Source organism: Schinkia acidoalkalinis, assembly GCF_054301215.1.
In genome coordinates this window covers 2,844,012-2,860,444 of sequence record NZ_CP182573.1, presented here as the reverse complement: position 1 = coordinate 2,860,444, position 16,433 = coordinate 2,844,012, and the positions used below count along the sequence as shown (strand labels likewise).

Annotated in this window: 22 protein-coding genes and 1 riboswitch; of the genes, 10 read left to right on the top strand and 12 right to left on the bottom strand. The window is 37.6% G+C overall.

The window, feature by feature from the left end:
* Nucleotides 1-7: 7 nt before the first annotated feature.
* Complete coding sequence (ribH, locus tag ACNQFZ_RS14485) at nt 8-472, top strand: 6,7-dimethyl-8-ribityllumazine synthase (protein ID WP_458412040.1); 465 nt, start codon at nt 8-10, stop codon at nt 470-472.
* Nucleotides 473-524: 52 nt separating this feature from the next.
* Here the strand turns inward: ribH and queF are convergent, their stop codons facing one another.
* Nucleotides 525-926, bottom strand: coding sequence for a preQ(1) synthase (queF, locus tag ACNQFZ_RS14480; RefSeq protein ID WP_458412039.1), 402 nt, complete (start codon nt 924-926; stop codon nt 525-527).
* 8 nt (nt 927-934) lie between these two features.
* A riboswitch (PreQ1 riboswitch) is annotated at nt 935-978 on the bottom strand.
* A gap of 216 nt (nt 979-1,194) precedes the next feature.
* Between queF and ACNQFZ_RS14475 the strand changes: the two genes are divergently transcribed.
* Nucleotides 1,195-1,386, top strand: coding sequence for a hypothetical protein (locus ACNQFZ_RS14475; protein ID WP_458412038.1), 192 nt, complete (start codon nt 1,195-1,197; stop codon nt 1,384-1,386).
* Nucleotides 1,387-1,470: 84 nt separating this feature from the next.
* Here ACNQFZ_RS14475 and ACNQFZ_RS14470 read toward each other — a convergent pair whose 3' ends face one another.
* Nucleotides 1,471-2,010 carry a DUF420 domain-containing protein gene (locus tag ACNQFZ_RS14470; RefSeq protein ID WP_458412037.1) on the bottom strand — a complete coding sequence of 180 codons (540 nt, stop codon included), beginning with the start codon at nt 2,008-2,010 and terminating at the stop codon, nt 1,471-1,473.
* 317 nt (nt 2,011-2,327) lie between these two features.
* On the opposite strand from ACNQFZ_RS14470, the gene ACNQFZ_RS14465 reads away from it, so the two are divergent.
* The gene (locus tag ACNQFZ_RS14465) at nt 2,328-2,513 is read left to right on the top strand and encodes an aspartyl-phosphate phosphatase Spo0E family protein (protein WP_458412036.1); all 186 of its coding nucleotides are present in this window, start codon (nt 2,328-2,330) and stop codon (nt 2,511-2,513) included.
* An 82-nt stretch (nt 2,514-2,595) separates the two neighbouring features.
* Here ACNQFZ_RS14465 and ACNQFZ_RS14460 read toward each other — a convergent pair whose 3' ends face one another.
* The gene (locus ACNQFZ_RS14460; RefSeq protein ID WP_458412035.1) at nt 2,596-2,805 is read right to left on the bottom strand and encodes a hypothetical protein; all 210 of its coding nucleotides are present in this window, start codon (nt 2,803-2,805) and stop codon (nt 2,596-2,598) included.
* 177 nt (nt 2,806-2,982) lie between these two features.
* On the opposite strand from ACNQFZ_RS14460, the gene ACNQFZ_RS14455 reads away from it, so the two are divergent.
* A complete protein-coding gene (locus tag ACNQFZ_RS14455) occupies nt 2,983-3,135 on the top strand; it encodes a hypothetical protein (protein WP_458412034.1) in 153 nt (50 codons plus the stop codon).
* Nucleotides 3,136-3,259: 124 nt separating this feature from the next.
* The gene (locus tag ACNQFZ_RS14450; protein ID WP_458412033.1) at nt 3,260-3,847 is read left to right on the top strand and encodes a biotin transporter BioY; all 588 of its coding nucleotides are present in this window, start codon (nt 3,260-3,262) and stop codon (nt 3,845-3,847) included.
* A gap of 109 nt (nt 3,848-3,956) precedes the next feature.
* Here the strand turns inward: ACNQFZ_RS14450 and ACNQFZ_RS14445 are convergent, their stop codons facing one another.
* A complete protein-coding gene (locus ACNQFZ_RS14445) occupies nt 3,957-5,459 on the bottom strand; it encodes a leucyl aminopeptidase (RefSeq protein ID WP_458412032.1) in 1,503 nt (500 codons plus the stop codon).
* Between the two features lie 137 nt (nt 5,460-5,596).
* On the opposite strand from ACNQFZ_RS14445, the gene ACNQFZ_RS14440 reads away from it, so the two are divergent.
* Nucleotides 5,597-6,073, top strand: coding sequence for a divergent PAP2 family protein (locus ACNQFZ_RS14440; RefSeq protein ID WP_458412031.1), 477 nt, complete (start codon nt 5,597-5,599; stop codon nt 6,071-6,073).
* A gap of 44 nt (nt 6,074-6,117) precedes the next feature.
* Here the strand turns inward: ACNQFZ_RS14440 and ACNQFZ_RS14435 are convergent, their stop codons facing one another.
* The 3 genes from ACNQFZ_RS14435 to ACNQFZ_RS14425 form a co-directional block, all read right to left on the bottom strand.
* Nucleotides 6,118-6,822, bottom strand: coding sequence for a 3D domain-containing protein (locus ACNQFZ_RS14435; protein ID WP_458412030.1), 705 nt, complete (start codon nt 6,820-6,822; stop codon nt 6,118-6,120).
* A 137-nt stretch (nt 6,823-6,959) separates the two neighbouring features.
* A complete protein-coding gene (locus ACNQFZ_RS14430; RefSeq protein ID WP_458412029.1) occupies nt 6,960-7,277 on the bottom strand; it encodes a YuiB family protein in 318 nt (105 codons plus the stop codon).
* A 149-nt stretch (nt 7,278-7,426) separates the two neighbouring features.
* Nucleotides 7,427-8,644 (bottom strand): NAD(P)/FAD-dependent oxidoreductase, encoded by a 1,218-nt coding sequence (locus ACNQFZ_RS14425; RefSeq protein WP_458412028.1) that lies wholly within the window; start codon nt 8,642-8,644, stop codon nt 7,427-7,429.
* Between the two features lie 332 nt (nt 8,645-8,976).
* Here ACNQFZ_RS14425 and ACNQFZ_RS14420 point away from each other — a divergent pair, with 332 nt between their 5' ends.
* Nucleotides 8,977-9,972, top strand: a complete 996-nt coding sequence (locus ACNQFZ_RS14420) for an NAD(P)/FAD-dependent oxidoreductase (RefSeq protein ID WP_458412027.1) — start codon at nt 8,977-8,979, stop codon at nt 9,970-9,972.
* A gap of 42 nt (nt 9,973-10,014) precedes the next feature.
* Here ACNQFZ_RS14420 and ACNQFZ_RS14415 read toward each other — a convergent pair whose 3' ends face one another.
* Nucleotides 10,015-10,371, bottom strand: a complete 357-nt coding sequence (locus ACNQFZ_RS14415; RefSeq protein WP_458412026.1) for a HesB/IscA family protein — start codon at nt 10,369-10,371, stop codon at nt 10,015-10,017.
* A 434-nt stretch (nt 10,372-10,805) separates the two neighbouring features.
* Here ACNQFZ_RS14415 and ACNQFZ_RS14410 point away from each other — a divergent pair, with 434 nt between their 5' ends.
* Nucleotides 10,806-11,531, top strand: a complete 726-nt coding sequence (locus ACNQFZ_RS14410; RefSeq protein WP_458412025.1) for a DUF2225 domain-containing protein — start codon at nt 10,806-10,808, stop codon at nt 11,529-11,531.
* Between the two features lie 75 nt (nt 11,532-11,606).
* Here ACNQFZ_RS14410 and ACNQFZ_RS14405 read toward each other — a convergent pair whose 3' ends face one another.
* Nucleotides 11,607-11,846: a YuzB family protein gene (locus ACNQFZ_RS14405; protein WP_458412024.1), complete on the bottom strand. Its 240-nt coding sequence runs from the start codon at nt 11,844-11,846 to the stop codon at nt 11,607-11,609.
* A 181-nt stretch (nt 11,847-12,027) separates the two neighbouring features.
* On the opposite strand from ACNQFZ_RS14405, the gene ACNQFZ_RS14400 reads away from it, so the two are divergent.
* On the top strand, nt 12,028-12,267 hold the full coding sequence (locus ACNQFZ_RS14400) for a NifU family protein (protein WP_458412023.1): 240 nt from the start codon (nt 12,028-12,030) through the stop codon (nt 12,265-12,267).
* Nucleotides 12,268-12,312: 45 nt separating this feature from the next.
* Here ACNQFZ_RS14400 and thrB read toward each other — a convergent pair whose 3' ends face one another.
* The 3 genes from thrB to yutH all read right to left on the bottom strand — a co-directional run bounded on the left by thrB (nt 12,313) and on the right by yutH (nt 15,762).
* Nucleotides 12,313-13,245, bottom strand: a complete 933-nt coding sequence (thrB, locus tag ACNQFZ_RS14395) for a homoserine kinase (RefSeq protein WP_458412022.1) — start codon at nt 13,243-13,245, stop codon at nt 12,313-12,315.
* The gene (locus ACNQFZ_RS14390; protein WP_458412021.1) at nt 13,245-14,543 is read right to left on the bottom strand and encodes a homoserine dehydrogenase; all 1,299 of its coding nucleotides are present in this window, start codon (nt 14,541-14,543) and stop codon (nt 13,245-13,247) included. Before ACNQFZ_RS14390 ends, thrB begins: the two co-directional genes overlap by 1 nt.
* A gap of 214 nt (nt 14,544-14,757) precedes the next feature.
* Entirely contained in the window at nt 14,758-15,762 is a 1,005-nt protein-coding gene (gene yutH, locus ACNQFZ_RS14385) for a spore coat putative kinase YutH (protein WP_458412020.1), read from the bottom strand.
* A 150-nt stretch (nt 15,763-15,912) separates the two neighbouring features.
* Here yutH and ACNQFZ_RS14380 point away from each other — a divergent pair, with 150 nt between their 5' ends.
* Nucleotides 15,913-16,413: a phosphatidylglycerophosphatase A family protein gene (locus ACNQFZ_RS14380; RefSeq protein ID WP_458412019.1), complete on the top strand. Its 501-nt coding sequence runs from the start codon at nt 15,913-15,915 to the stop codon at nt 16,411-16,413.
* The last annotated feature ends 20 nt before the right edge of the window (nt 16,414-16,433 follow it).

Below are 16,433 nucleotides of genomic sequence, written 5' to 3'. Positions count from 1 at the left end.
TTTATAAATGGGGAAAGTATTTGAAGGTAATTTAGTAGGATCTGGGTTAAAAATAGGGATTGTTGTATCACGTTTTAATGAATTTATTACTGGGAAGCTATTATCTGGAGCACAAGATGCCCTTAAAAGACATGGCGTTGAGGATGATGGCGTTGATGTCGCCTGGGTACCAGGGGCATTTGAACTGCCATTCGTAGCCAAAAAGATGGCAGAATCAGGTAAATACGATGCTGTCATTACGCTTGGTACTGTCATTCGCGGTGCTACAACACATTATGATTATGTATGTAACGAAGCAGCTAAAGGGGTTGCTCAAGCAGGTATGACAACAGGAGTCCCTGTTATTTTCGGCGTTGTTACAACTGAAAATATTGAGCAAGCAGTTGAAAGAGCTGGAACAAAGGCTGGTAATAAAGGCTGGGATTCAGCAGTTTCTGCAATTGAGATGGCGAACTTAATGAGGAATTTCTAATAGTAAAAGGAGGATCCGAGACAAACGGCTCCTCCTTTTTCTTATGAAAATGTTAAGCTTCTCTAATTGCTGTCGTCTGTAATTCAATTCCGCCTCTGGCAGTCTGATATACCGTTACAGCCACCCTTTTCGGATGAATGGCATAAACAACATCATCTGCAATATTCGCAGCCAATGATTCACAATATGCACCATGATCACGGTAAGACCATAAATAAAACTTTAGTGATTTTGATTCTATACATTTTTCATTTGGAACATAAGAAATTTCCACCCGGCCGAAATCAGGCTGTCCTGTTTTCGGACAAACAGCTGTGAATTCCAATGCTCTAAATGTTATTTCCTGAACATTGGGAGCAGGGAATGACTCATTTTTCAACACTTCCCTTGCTTCCTCTACACTCGTTGGTCTTGGCATAGGGCCTGACCTTGGCAAATAGTAATTCTCCTTCATACTATCTTCACTCCTTAGTTTTTTTAAGCAGGATTTTTCGAACTGCTTTTCAAAAATCATATTATACCATAATAATTCTACAAGTGATAATCGAATACTCTTACGAAACTTTTTATATTAATTTTAGTGAAAACCCATTATATCGGCTTTTATAAACTTTTCAATAATAATAATTCACAAAATAGACAAAAAAATCAAAGCTTTTATGCCTTATAATGTACTTAATAGGGTATTTCTAATAAAAAATACCTAAAAGGGAGAGTGTATCATGACGGTAACTTACACAATTATGATGCTTGCAACATTGCTGGCATTACTCGTTTGCGGATATGCAATTGGAGCCATTTCTGCAAAGCTCAGTAAGACTAATTTATTAAACTTTATTCCAGTGTTAATTGCGATTTTAATGATCAATATCGTATTTGCCCTTGTTGAAATGTCAAGAGTCGGAAGAATTTAAGACATGCTAACGAACAGGAAAAATGTAAAAGCTGTAAGACGAATTCGTCTTACAGCTTTTTTATATCATGTATTCCATGATTTCTTAATAATATGGGGAAATCATAAGATAAACAATGACACCTGTTAAACTAACATATAACCATAATGGCATTGTCCAACGTGCAATTTTGCGATGCTTTTCAATCTTCATATTAAAGCCTCTAGCTACCGTTACTAAAGCAAGCGGAACGATAACAGCAGAAAGTACAATATGTGTTAAAAGAATAAAAAAGTAAACATAGCGAATCGCGCCTTCACCACCGAAAGGCGTAGATTCCGCCATTCCATGGTACGTCACATAAGATACTAAAAATAAAGCTGTAGTCGTAAAAGCAGCTAATATAAATCTTTTGTGGAGCTTAATGTTTTTCTGTTTAATTGATACTAAGGCCGCAACTAAAAAGACAAATGTAAAACTATTAAAAACCGCATTCAAAAAAGGTAATATTGTTAAATCCACATCACTAATAGAACTATACTGCTTCGGCATAAAGTAGAGAACGGCGACAAGCGCATTGACGACAATCGTCAAAATAACAATAATAGGGGTGAAATTACGCTCTTTAGCAGATTGTTCACTCATTCACATTCGACTCCTTTTTAAATATTGTAGAAACCTTAACTGATTGTAAAAAATGCCGACTTTATTAACAAAATAGTTACAGTTTTTACAACAAATACTATTTTTCCTATTTATATCTATTATAAAAGCTTAGCCAAATTAATTCCACCTTTTCGTCTTTTATAATACATTATGACTAGTTTTGTCGAAGCTATTTCTTATTTTTTAAAATCTGTCATAATAGATTTAACAATCTATTATCAACATATTGATAGATTTAGTTCATTATATTCTAGTGATTGTTACAATTATTAATGAAATAGTGGGGAGAAGAAAGAATGAGTAACGTAACGGGTAGAATTATTTTGTTACTGCGGCAGCAAATAGAGATAAAGAGAAAACAGATGTTTGACTATGCAGCTATTTACGGCATTAACAGTCAAATGACAATCCAATGCAGTCAAGAACTCGATATTTTATTAAATCACTTAAATCAAAACCTATATCAAAAACAACCGGCATGAAAGTCTGATTAAAAAGTGTCTGGCTTCCCATAAGTGAAGGCCCGACACTTTTTTTGCATTAAAAAAAGGTGGAGCAAAGCTCTCACCAGAAAAATCCAGGAAATCCAAAGCCATAGCCATATGGATAACCAAAGCCAAACGGTCTTCCAACCCCCCAGCCCCCATAAAACGGCATTCCAAATCCTCCATAAAATGGTCTTCCAAATCCCCCGAAAAACGGTCTGCCAAATCCCCAGCGACCAAATCCCGGGCGGCCAAAAAAGCGACTATCATTTACAATTGGTCCACCCATTATCTTTTCCTCCTTGTGTGTTCTAGACTACACTTTAGTGTATGACTGAAAAAAAAAAATCGTTTAGGCTTCTGTCCACAAAGTAGAAATCTTTCCAAAAGTATAAAGACGATTAGAAATCGCAAACTAAATGAGAAACGTTTTACGTTTTCAATACTAATTACACGGGGTGAGCACATGTCTGAACATGCTGGTAAAGGAAAAAAAGCAAAAGCACCTAGGAAAAAAGTCAATGACGGTCTGAAAACAAATGTTGAGACAACTGAATTTTCAAGTGATTTTTCAATGGCACAGAAAGAGCAACACGGTTACAAAGAATTTTTCAACTAAGTCCGCAAAAATAGGGGTGATCATCACCCCTATTTTTTATTGTTAACTATAATTCATTATAAGTTGACAAATAAATATACTCCATACTATTATTTGATTAAGGAGTTTGGAGGGGAGTTTAAGTATGAAAAAGATTAGAACAATTGATTTAACAATGGTAGGGGTGTTTGTTGCTTTAATGGCGGTTGGAGCGAATTCAGCATCATTTCTTGTGATTGGCGGTGTGCCTATTACATTACAAACATTCTTTTCCGTTCTTGCAGGATGTATTTTAGGGAGCCGGATTGGCGCATTAGCGATGATTGTCTATACATTAGTCGGCCTTGTTGGTGCACCGGTATTTGCTCAATTTACAGGCGGCCCAGCAATCTTAATTAAACCGACATTTGGATTTATTTTATCTTATATTCTTGTATCTTATGTAGTTGGTCTGATTATCGAAAAGGCGGAAAAGCCAACAGTAAGCCGCTTTGTTGTGGCATCCTTAATCGGTATGGTGATTAATTATGTACTTGGCACAAACTATATGTATTACGCTTATAAATTGTGGGCGGATGCACCGGACGGATTTACTTATAAGGTAGCTTGGGGCTGGATGATGTTTCCACTCCCAAAGGACATCATTCTCTCCATTGTGGCAGGTGCGATTTCGCCACGTATTTATGCAGCAGTGCGAAAATCAAATTCACTATCTAAACAAACGGTTGCCTAAGCTTTTATGCAAAACAGGCTGTCTTGATAGTGTCTAGCATGATCCATATGCCAATCAAATGATTGGTACCCCTGTGAATGCTAGATACTGCCAAGGCAGCCTTTTATTTTTATTCCGCTTCAGCCATTCGTTCTGCTAATAACGCCAACGTTCTTACCATCACACCTGTTGCTCCACTAGGGCCAAGATCATAATCCTTCTTGGAAGTTGCTGTACCTGCTATATCAAGATGCACCCATGGTGTTTCTTCTGCAAATTCGCCTAAAAATGCACCCGCCATAATTGCATGTGCCTCACGGCCTGGTGAATTGCTTAAATCTGCAATTTTGCTGTGATTACGCACTCTCTCTTTGTAAACATCGAAATAAGGCAAAAGCCAGATTGGCTCTCCCGCTTCATAGGAAGCTTCCAACACTTCTTCATAAAACTCCTCATGATTGGTCATCGCCCCCGTTGTTTCATCTCCCAAAGCAACGATGACACCGCCCGTTAGAGTCGCAATATCAACGATAAAATTAGCGCCCTGGTGCTTGGCATAAGTAATCGCATCAGAAAGGGCAAGACGGCCTTCTGCATCTGTATTTAATACTTCAATCGTTTTTCCACTCATGGATATAATCACATCATCTGGTTTATAAGCAGATCCGCTAATTACATTATCTGTAGATGGTATAACTGCAACTACGTTCATATCCGGCTTAAGTTCCCCAATAATTTCCATGGCACCAAGGACCGCTGCTGCTCCACCCATGTCTGTTTTCATACCAACCATGCTTTCCCGTGGTTTTAAGCTGTAGCCGCCTGTATCATAGGTGATTCCCTTGCCTACAAATGCTAGAACATCCTCCCATTTTTCCTTGCCATGGTATTTTAGGACAATCATCTTCGGCGGCTCCACTGAGCCCTTATTTACCGCTAAAATTGCACCCATTCCAAGCCTTTCCATATCTTCTTTTTCAAGCACCTCATAATCCATTCCGTACTTATTGGCTATTCCAACCGCGTACTCCGCTAAATCCGACGCTGTAAGCATATTGGGCGGTAGATTGACTAGATTTCGGGCCGTATTTGTCCCCTTGCCATATACATGACCAACGGTTAAGGCAGCACGAATATCATCCTGGTCTTCCCCGGTGAATATCTCAATCTCTTCTAAACACCTATCAGGAATATTTGGCTTTCTTTTATAGCTTTCAAATTGATACCCTGCTAAAGCAACAGCCTCACCAAAGGCATGGGCTGCATCCACAGCGTCGACATCATCTGAGATAAATGTATCCAGAGCCAATGTAACTTTTGATAAACGGTCCTTATTCAATTGTTTGACAAGGCATCCATAGACCTTGCGCAGGCTAGAGAACTTTACTTCCTTTTCTTTGCCGAGACCTACGAAATAAATCCGTTTAAAGCCAATTTTCCCTAATGTATGTATTTTGCATATTTCTTTTTTCTTCCCTTTTAAGTCACCTTCCCGCAGTAATTCAAAAAGCTGCCCATCAAAAATGTCATCAAGTTCCTTTAGAATCCCTTCTGCCTTTTGCGGCTCAAATATACCAATGATCAGGGCCTCTTGCACCTCATTTAGCGGCAATTCATTAATAACCTTAAACATATTATGCACCTCCATTTTTTATTATCCAATTGTTAGAAAACAAAAGCAAATTCGAATGATTTGACTGAATTATGATATAATTATGGTAAGAATACCAAATTAGCGGGCACTGCTAGTATTTGAAAGGACGATACGAAATGGGCTTATTTTACAATTTCCCGCTTTGGGCAGCACTCTTAGCAATCTTTTTCGCTCAATTTATTAAAGTTCCGATTTCATTAATTGCTACAAAGAAAGTGGATTGGTCCTTATTAACAAGCACTGGCGGCATGCCCAGCTCCCACTCTGGTGCAGTTACAGCATTATCAACTGCGATTGCACTTCAACAGGGTTTAGACTCACCATTATTTGCAGTTTCAGTCGTTTTCGGCATTATTGTTATGTTCGATGCAACCGGTATACGATATCATGCTGGAGAGCAAGCTACTGTTCTAAATTGGCTTGTCGTCGAGTTTCAGAACTTTGTAAAGGAAGCGAAATCTCTACAGCAAAAAGAGGAATACGAAAGGAAAAAAGAGCTTAAGGAACTCTTAGGCCATAAACCAATGGAAGTATTTTTCGGAGCACTCACCGGTATTCTGTTAACATTGCTTTTATATTATCTTATTTATTGAAAAAAAAGAGGCTGACTCCATCACGAGTTAGCCTCTCCATTATTTTATCCTTTTATTATTTGCTGTCTAAATACTTGCAAGGAACGATCTTCATTTAGACGGGCTAATTCCTCTTCAGTAAGAGACCCATCACCTTTTTTCACTACGTAGATTTCAACTTCTTTTTTACCCCAATGGTTATAAACATCATCAACCGTTTCGTAATAAAGGTCAAGTTTATGGCCTTTTATGGCTGCACCCTTATCGGCCACAACACCATATCCATAGTTTGGAATAAAAAGAATTGTTCCAATTGGAAACACATCTAAGTCAGCTGCTACCGTTGAGTATAAGTCGCGTTTCACCTTCACCCCTGAATAGGTAATTCCATATTCGGGATGATTTTCGTCTTTTCCTGTTGATTCAACTCCGGCCGTGTACCCAGTTGCAACTACCTTCCTTGACGGATACTGGGACCAATCAAAAGCTTCTTCCAGTCGTTTAGGCATTTCAATCGATTCGCTGGAGATTGCCTTCTTTTCAGCAACATATCTGGTCAAGCCTTTTTTACTTAGGGCTAATTTCTTTGTCTTATGTGATTTGTTTTGATATACAGTAGCTTCATGATTGCTAAATTTCTTTTGATACCATTCCCAAATAGAAAAGTCTTTCGCTTGAACACCTGAAATAGAATGAAAAGTAGTCAATAAGGCCGTCATAAACATAATCGTCATCATCGTCCGTTTTATTGTATTCTTCCAAAATTTCACTATGTTCTTCACTCCTCTCTCGGACTATTTATTTCCAAAATGAAAGATAAATATACAGAAAAGAGTGTAAATTGTTGGCAAAAGAAAAGAGACTGACCAAATTAGCCAGTCCCTTGTGTTTATATAAACGATCTTTTTTAGAACATTTGATAACCATTTTTCCGTAAAAATTTAATGACGACTCCAGACAAAATGGCTCCAATAAATCCGCTTATTAAAATAATCAAGTCAGCTGATCCCAAGGATTCAAAGCTATTTCCCAAAGCCTTGAATGATGCACCAGGTTCAGTAAAATATTTAAAAAAACGAACTTTATCAACAATTAAAATAACAACAATTGGATAAACGATGGCCATTACCCATGTTTTTCTTAATAACATATTTAAAATAAAGCCAATTCCCAAGAATAATACGATAAATAATAGAACTGATACTAAGAGCTGTGGAATACCCACTGCTACACCTCCCCAACACACATCAATGTTAGTTTACTTAAACCGAGATAAGCCGTCAATGATTATGTCGTGTAAGGATCGAATTTTCGGATAAAAGGGCGAAAGCACTTCAAAAAAGCCAGCTCTTAGTGAGCTGGCTTTGTGGTTTATTAAAACATTTTTAATTTCCCTTTTTTCAGCACTAGTGGCAGCCCACCAAGCTTCCATAAATAGCGGTTATCAATAACCTTTTTCATAAAAGAAGCTTGTGTTCCATATAATTGGCGGTCTCCAAAGACAACCCCCATCGCATCCTCATGCCCCAGTGAACATACCGTTCCTTTAATATCCGGAACAAATTTCTTCAATTCTCCTTTTCCTCTTACAAGGGTCGCAATGTTCGCTGCGCAGGTTTCTGCTTCTTGAATAGAAATTTGCGCTGTTGGCGGGTATGGACGATTAATTTCCTCGTTTATTAATAAAGCACAATCCCCAATAATAAAAACATCATCATAGCCTGGCGCTCTTAAATCAGGCTCAACCTTTACGCGGCCACGCATAGCTTCGAAACCAGATTTTTCAACAACTGAATTCCCGCGTACACCTGCGGCCCATACAACTGTTTCAGCTTTAATTTCTTCCACATTGTCATCTTTAGCAACGATAATACCATCTGGAGTGCATTCTTTAATAGCTGTGCCTATTTTAAATTCAACCCCTCTTTGTTCAAGGTAGTTCATCGCATACTCAACCAATGATTGATTAAATCCAGGCAATGCTGTTGGCGCAGCTTCCACACAAATCATGCGCACGTTTTTACGATCAATATCAAATTCCTTGCATAGCTCCGGAACTCTATTGGCTAACTCTCCTAAAAACTCTATACCCGTAAAGCCTGCACCACCGACAACAATCGTTAATAATTCCTCGCGTTTTTCAGGCTCATTATTATATTTAGCAAAGCAATACTCAATATGCTCACGAATTAAACGTGCCGAATTAATGCTGGCGATTGAGAATGCATATTCTTTTAAGCCTTTTATTCCAAAAGTTTCTGACTCAAAGCCAAGGCTGATGACTAAATAGTCATAGGTAAGCTCACCATTTTCTAAGATAACCTTTTTTTCTTTAGGTTTGATTTCAACAACAGTATCTTTTATAAAATTTACTTTGCTTGGATGAATAACATCCTTAATAGGGATGCGAATTTTATCATGGTGAATGGTTCCTGCAGCACCCTCATGTAACCATGTTGTTTGATAATGATAATTATGTTTGTTTACAAGCGTAATATTTGCTTCGTTTACCCCTAATGTTCTTTGTAAATTGACAGCAGTCATCATGCCGCCGTAACCTGCTCCTAATATTACTATATCTGGTCGTTTCAAATGTATCACATCCACCTTTTTTCATTATTGTTTTATTTTTGGTTAAAAGTTATTTTTTTATGACATGTTAACTATTTCACAAACAAATTCAAACAAATTCATTAGTTCACAAAATATTTCCCTCTTTGTAACAATTAAGTAACAATTTCGTATAGACAACATATTATTCTTTTTTTAGTTATTTATCAACTACTTTTTTTCCTTTTCTAAATTTTTTAAATATAAATGTTACATTAAAATGTTTGAGTTATTTGAAAATTAAAGAAATTATTCAAGGAGTATGCTAGAATAAATAGTAGCACATGATATGTATACGACTTGGGGGGATTAATGTGAAAATTGATTCTAAAGTGTATGACATCACTGTTATTGGTGGCGGACCTTGTGGACTATTCGCAACGTTCTATGCCGGTATGAGACAAGCAAGTGTTAAAATTATTGAAAGCCTTCCACAATTAGGAGGACAATTATCAGCACTTTATCCAGAAAAATACATTTATGATGTAGCTGGATTTCCTAAAGTTCGTGCCCAAGAATTAATAAATCAACTAAAGGAGCAAATGAGTAAATTTGCACCGACGATTACGTTAAATCAATCTGTAGAGAAGGTTGAAAAGCAAGAGGATGGTATATTCAAGCTCACATCTAAAACGGAGATTCATTATACAAAATCAATTATCATTACGGCAGGGAACGGTGCGTTCCAACCTCGTCGCCTAGAACTTGAAGAAGCCGCGCAATATGAAGGCAAGAACTTACATTATTTTGTTGATGATATGAATAAATTTGCCGATCAAAGAGTTGTCGTCCTTGGTGGTGGCGACTCAGCGGTTGACTGGACATTGATGCTGGAGCCTATTGCCAATGAGGTAACAATCGCACATCGTCGCGATAAATTCCGTGCCCATGAGCATAGTGTTGAAAATTTAATGAATTCGAAAGCAAGAATTCTAACACCATACAATCCAAAACAGTTAATTGGCGATGGCGAAAAAATTACCCAAATAGTTTTAACCGATGCCCAAACGAATGAAGAGGTCACCATTGATATCGATGCCCTTATTGTCAACTATGGGTTCGTTTCTTCTTTAGGTCCTATAAAGGAATGGGGTCTTACCATCGACAAAAACGCGATTGTCGTTAACTCAAAAATGGAAACCAATATTCCCGGCATTTTTGCAGCTGGTGATATAGCAACGTACGAAGGGAAAATCAAATTAATTGCGACTGGTTTCGGGGAAGCCCCAACAGCCGTAAATGTTGCCAAAACATATATTGATCCGGATGCAAAAGTGCAACCAATGCATTCGTCAAGTATGTTTAAATGAAATAAGAGAGGAGCTAAGCCTGCCTTAGCTCCTCTCTTATTTTTAGCATTCTTCAGGAGTACCATTACGGTCGGCTGTTCTAAATGATGACCCACAGCCACAAGAGGCAATAGCATTTGGATTATCGATGGTAAAGCCTCCCCCCATCATATTTTGCTTATAATCTATTTTAACACCATTTAAGATAGGGGCGTCTTCCTTATTTACGACAATCTTTAAATTATGCTGTTCAAACAGCAAATCTTGCTCAGACTGTTCTTCTTCAAAGCCCATTCCATATGATAACCCACTGCAGCCTCCACCTTTTACGCCAATGCGCAAGAACAGATTTTCATTGCTCTCTTCTTTCATCATTGTGAAAATCTGACTTGCCGCTGCTTCTGTTATTGTAAGCTCCATTATTTAAAAACCTCCTTTTATATGCCACATGATGGTATTCCTTAAGTCGATTATTCCGACCTATCTTGATTGGACAAGCGTAGATCATTAATGGGTTAGGAAGGGATAAACGGCTTAGGGAATATTTTACATATCTGCTTATAGATTGATATCAGTATACTAATGTTGACCCTCAATTACAAAAAAACTGCTTATTAAACATAATAGTATAATATGTTTAATACCGTGAAAAACATATTTTTATTTTTTAAATGTATAAATATAAGACTTTTGGTTCATAATGGTTTTTATCCCCCGTTTCTCTAGAATGGAAAGGCATCGGAATCCCTTGGATTTTACGGTGCCTTTTCTATTTTTACTTCATAAAAAAATAGGCATATAGTCGCATTTAGTGGTACATTAAATATAACGAATGAAAAAGGGGAGGATGCGGAATGTCAAACAACATAATGATTACACCCTTATACGATAAAAAGGAAACTTGCCCAAACTGCCGAACTTCTTTTACAACTAAAAAAATCCGCACAAGGTTTATCAAACTTGATCATACGGATACTGACTTTTGCCCATACTATCAAGATGAACAGATTAGCCCGCTCCTTTATTTTGTAAAAGTTTGCCCATCATGTGGTTATTCATTTACTGACCAATTTGCAACCTATTTCCCAGATGGCACGAAAGAGGCTATTCAAAAATCCGTTTCAGCAAAATGGGTTCCACAAGAATTAGGGAATGAAAGGTCCAACCTTCAAGCCATTCAAACATACAAACTAGCATTCTATTGTGCGACACTTAAGAAAGAAAAGCCGATTATAATTGCTAACCTTTTACTTCGACTCACATGGCTTTATCGGAAAGCTAAAAATAAATCAGAAGAAAATCGGTTCATGGAATTGGCATTGGAATTCTTAAATCAAGCTTATATGGAAGCGAATTATGGCAATACAGACATGACAGAAGTGCGAGTATTGTACTTAATCGGTGAATTAAATAGGAGGCTAGGGCATTACAGTCAAGCAATCACCCATTTTTCAAAAGTGGTTGATAAGCAAAACACAACGATGGAGCGAAAACTTGTCGACATGGCCAGGGCACAATGGTATGCAACAAGGGATGCGATGAAACAGGATGAAGCTCATCAAGCAAAACAAATCTTATGAATGTATTCCAGCAGTGGAGATAAGTTTTACCACCTTCACTGCTGGTTGGTATGTTAAAGGTGTAATGTCAGCACCTTAAAACATAGGATTTTCATCTAAATATTTGTAGATATTTTCTACTAAGTCATCTGGCGTCTCCCCAGATACAAATTCTCCATTTACCAATGCAAAAAAAGTATGGGCACATTTCCCGCAATAGCTTAGACAGCCATACTCAATTACGTCGAGATTTGGATCCTTTTCCAACTTTTCTTTTGCCTTTTGCGCTCCACTCGCTAAATTACTAACACAAAACTCAATCAGTGGATTAATCATACTACGACCTCTTTCTGCTTAACTTGGGACAATCCATAGTCTCTTTCATTTATTTTACTAAAAAACTAAAAGAATATAAACAGTCCAGTTTACTGGAAAATAAATTGAAGTTGGAGGTGTTAGAATAGATTTTTAAAGTGGTAACAATTATAATAAGTAGGTAAGAAAGGAGTCGATTATAATGAGTGAGAATAATACAATACTTCAACAAGTTGAAGAAGTTATAAACAAGCTTCGTCCATACCTACAACGTGATGGCGGTGACTGTGAATTAGTAGATGTCGAAGATGGAATTGTTAAATTACGCCTAATGGGTGCTTGCGGTAGTTGTCCTAGTTCTACTATCACTTTAAAAGCGGGGATTGAACGCGCTTTAATCGAAGAAGTTCCAGGCATCGTTGAAGTAGAACAGGTTTTTTAAATGGAAAAGCTTAAAGCTAGTTTAGCAAAGGAAAACAGCCCTCAATCACATTGAAGGCTGTTTTTTCATATCAAGCGTACAATTTATGTCTACCGATAAACCTGCTTGATCCACTTTTAAAGTTTCAATATCTGCATCAGGGAAGTTTTGCTGTAAACGCTTCTGAATGGACTCCCCTTTCCCTTTTGGCGCGAAACAAATAATAGTAGGTCCTGCACCGCTTAAAGCAACACCATAGGCTCCTAATTCGTCAGCCAGGGCATAAACCATATCCAACTCTGGAACAAGCTCCTTGCGGTATGGCTGGTGGAATAAATCCTTTGCCATCATTTTCCCTGCTAATTCCCAATTTGATGTTAGAAGCGCAGCAACAAGCACATTGCTGATCCCACTTGCAAGAACAGCCGTTTTAAAATCCAATTCCTCAGGAAGAGCTTTCCTAGACTTTTTTGTCTCCAGTTCGTAAGTAGGAATGTAGACAATGATATCAATATCCGGGTATCCTGCATGAACCATATCTGTGCCATCTTCCCGGTGGCTTCCAACGATAAGTCCGCCAAATAATGAGGCTGCTACATTGTCCAAATGTCCTTCAATATTGCTTGCACGTCTTAATTTTTCCTCATTAGATAAGTTAAGATCAAGGATTACATTGGCCAATTCAATTCCTGCTACGATTGCGGCCGCACTGCTGCCAAGTCCTCTTGATAAAGGAATGTCGCTTGTTACTTCAACTTTATGCGGCGGTAATTCAGCATTAAAATCCTCTGCAACTGACAAAGCAACTTTATACATTAAGTTATCTGTTCCGGTAGGAAGTCCAGCCAAATCGTTTGATTTAGCAATAAACATCCACTCATCACTTGGCATCACATCCAATATTAAATAGCGGTTGACCGCCATTCCAACGGAATCAAAACCAGGTCCCAGATTGGCTGTACTTCCCGGTGCAGTTATTCTAAATGCTTGTCTTTTCATTAAAGTACTTCCTCTCCTTCAACCCGGTAGCTGCTCTTAATATCATAGACTACATCTAAAGTCTTTAATTTTTCGATAATTTCATTGTAGGCTTTTTTAGTTGCATGATGTGTGATAATCACAATTTCTGCTAAACCATGAGCCTTTAATGGCAGCTGCAAAATTTTCTCAAAGCTGACATTGTAGCTGGCGAATAAAGAAGTGATTGCCGAAAATGCTCCTGCTTGATCTTTAACATGTATGCGCATGAAATATTTAGAAAGAATTTCTTCATCGGATTTTAAACTCTTTTTATATTGTGGCGCAATAAATTTATTGCCATTCACGCCTAATCTCATATTTTTTATCACTTCAACAAGGTCGGAAACGATGGAAGTGGCTGTTGGCAATTGGCCTGCGCCAGGCCCATAAAACATTGTTTCTCCTACTGCTTCCCCATACACATAAACAGCATTAAAGACATCATTAACGGTAGCGAGTGGATGGTTATGAGGCAACAATGTCGGCTGTACACTAACCTCTACCTTATCATTTTCACGGCTGGCAATCCCAATTAACTTTATCGTGTAGCCTAAACGTTTACTATACTCTAAATCTTCCTCAGTGATATTTGAGATTCCGTTCACCTTTACATCATCCAAATCAATGAGCATTGAAAATCCTAACGTTGCGAGAATCGCCATTTTTCTAGCGGCGTCCAACCCTTCAACATCTGCGGTTGGATCCGATTCTGCATAGCCTAATGCTTGAGCTTCTTTTAAAACCTCACTATAAGCACGGCCTTCCTGTGACATTTTTGTAAGGATGTAGTTTGTTGTTCCATTTACAATGCCCATCATTTTTGTAATCCGGTCAGATGCAAGCCCGTCTACTAAACTACGGATAATCGGAATACCGCCGGCAACACTTGCCTCAAAAAATAAATCACAGCCATTCTCTTCAGCAATCCCTAATAACTCTGAACCGTATACAGCTATTAGATCTTTGTTTGCAGTAACCACATGCTTTTTATTTCGAAGTGCTTTAATCACATAATTTCTTGTTTCTTCAATTCCACCCATTACCTCAACAACAATATCTATATTAGGATTTTCGATAACCTCATTTGGATCTGTTGTTAATTTGGATGGATCAATCTCAATATCCCGCTGTTTATTTAAATTTTTTACAACGATTTTGGTAATTTCAACCGGACATCCAACCTGATGCATTAATTTATCTTGGTGGCGCTCAACAATTTGAACCACACCGCTTCCTACTGTTCCTAGCCCCAATAATCCAATGGAAATTGATTTCACATTTCATTTCCCCTTCCTCTATGTCTACGATTGAAACACACCTGTTTTTATCATACGGACATTATAGATGTTATTCCGTTTCTTTACAAGAGATTTTATTGAATTCTCGAATAATAAGCTTGTCCAATCTATGACAGGGGATGTAACAAAGTGTCTTCCGCACTATTGATACATCCCCTGCCAGCGTACTTTTTATAATATTAACATAATTCAACTACCTTTTTACACCTTGAAGCCACTCAATTTCAAAAATTTGCATATTTCTTGACGACAAGGCGACGTTTTTGAAGAATGTACTTAAAAATTGTTCATAACCTTCTGTTTGTTCCAGATAATGAATGAAATCTTGGGCAAATCCCTCTTTTGTCCTCTCGTCTGATGTCGAATAATATCCTTCAATTATTTCAAAATAAGGAAGCGGAAACAGCAATCTACCAAATAAAAGCTGCCAGCTTACTGGAGATAACGGTAGTATCTTATCATAATGATTCAAAAAGTTTCTTGCCTCTAGAGGATCCATTCCATTCATGAACTTATTTCTAATCCATTCCGCAAGATCACGGGTCGGATGATCATAAGTTAAATCTGTTGGAAAAATAACAGCATCGGCTTGAGACTCTGGCTGATATTTAATATGGCAAATTGTACCGAACTGTCCCTCATTACGTTGGTCATCCCACATACAATCTGTCACAAACTGTATAGCATTTTCAGACAAACCAAGATAATAGGGAAACGTTTCATAAAATAATTTCTCAAATTGATTCGTGGGTAGCTCCCGTACCCTTTGACCCCACCAATTTTCAAGTTGATTGAGTCGCATTTCCCATAATGGTTTCCACGCCCCAAGCCGCGTTGCTGATTTTGGCAGATACGGATAGGACCGCCCTTTTTTATGGAGTCTAGCCAAGTCTTCCCCATCACTAATCCTTTTCCGTCTATTTAATCTTGGAATTTTGTAAACTACTACCTTTTCACCATTTATGTTTCCTTCCAGCTCCTGCTTAATCGTTGGTAAAAATAAAGCTACTTGATCCTCTTTTTGAAAATGAAGGTAATCACTCATTTGTTTTATTTCCACCAATTCCTCCCGTTCAATAAAGGGAATGGGCACAATAACATATAAATCCCCTTTATCGTAAAACGCCTGATAACCGCGGTAATTGATAAATCGGCTGACATTTAATCGATATTGTTCGAACAAATCCCTTTCAATCATTTTCTTTAGCCCCTTTCCTTTCACCTTATTTATATGTATGATTGTGAAGTTTGAAGTATAAATAGGAGTAGTTTGGAAAAGTTAAGAAATATATTTTGAACATTACTGTACTCAAAACGTATAATATAATTAGAAAAGGTGAAAAACGAGATGAAGGATGAAATGAATATGGACCCTATTGAAAAAAGAGCTAGAGAACTTTTAAAAGAACGCGGTGTAGACCTGAAGGATATTGCCGATTTAGTATATTATTTACAAAATAAATATCATACAAATCTTAAGATTGAAGATTGCTTAGAAAACGTTGAACGTGTGTTATCAAAACGTGAAGTACAAAATGCGATTATAACTGGGATCGAATTAGATATTTTAGCAGAGAAAAAACTAATCTCAGAACCGTTGTTAACGACTTTATTAAATGACGAAGGTTTGTACGGCGTTGATGAAATCATTGCACTTTCCATCATCAATGTTTATGGATCGATTGGTTTTACAAACTATGGATACATCGATAAGCAAAAGCCTGGAATCTTGGAGAAAATAAACGAGCATCGTGATGGCGTTTGCAATACTTTCTTGGATGATATTGTCGGGGCCATTGCTGCAGCTGCTTCAAGCCGTCTCGCCCACAGAGTTAAAAATGTAGAATAAAAAGCGAATGGAACATGGGG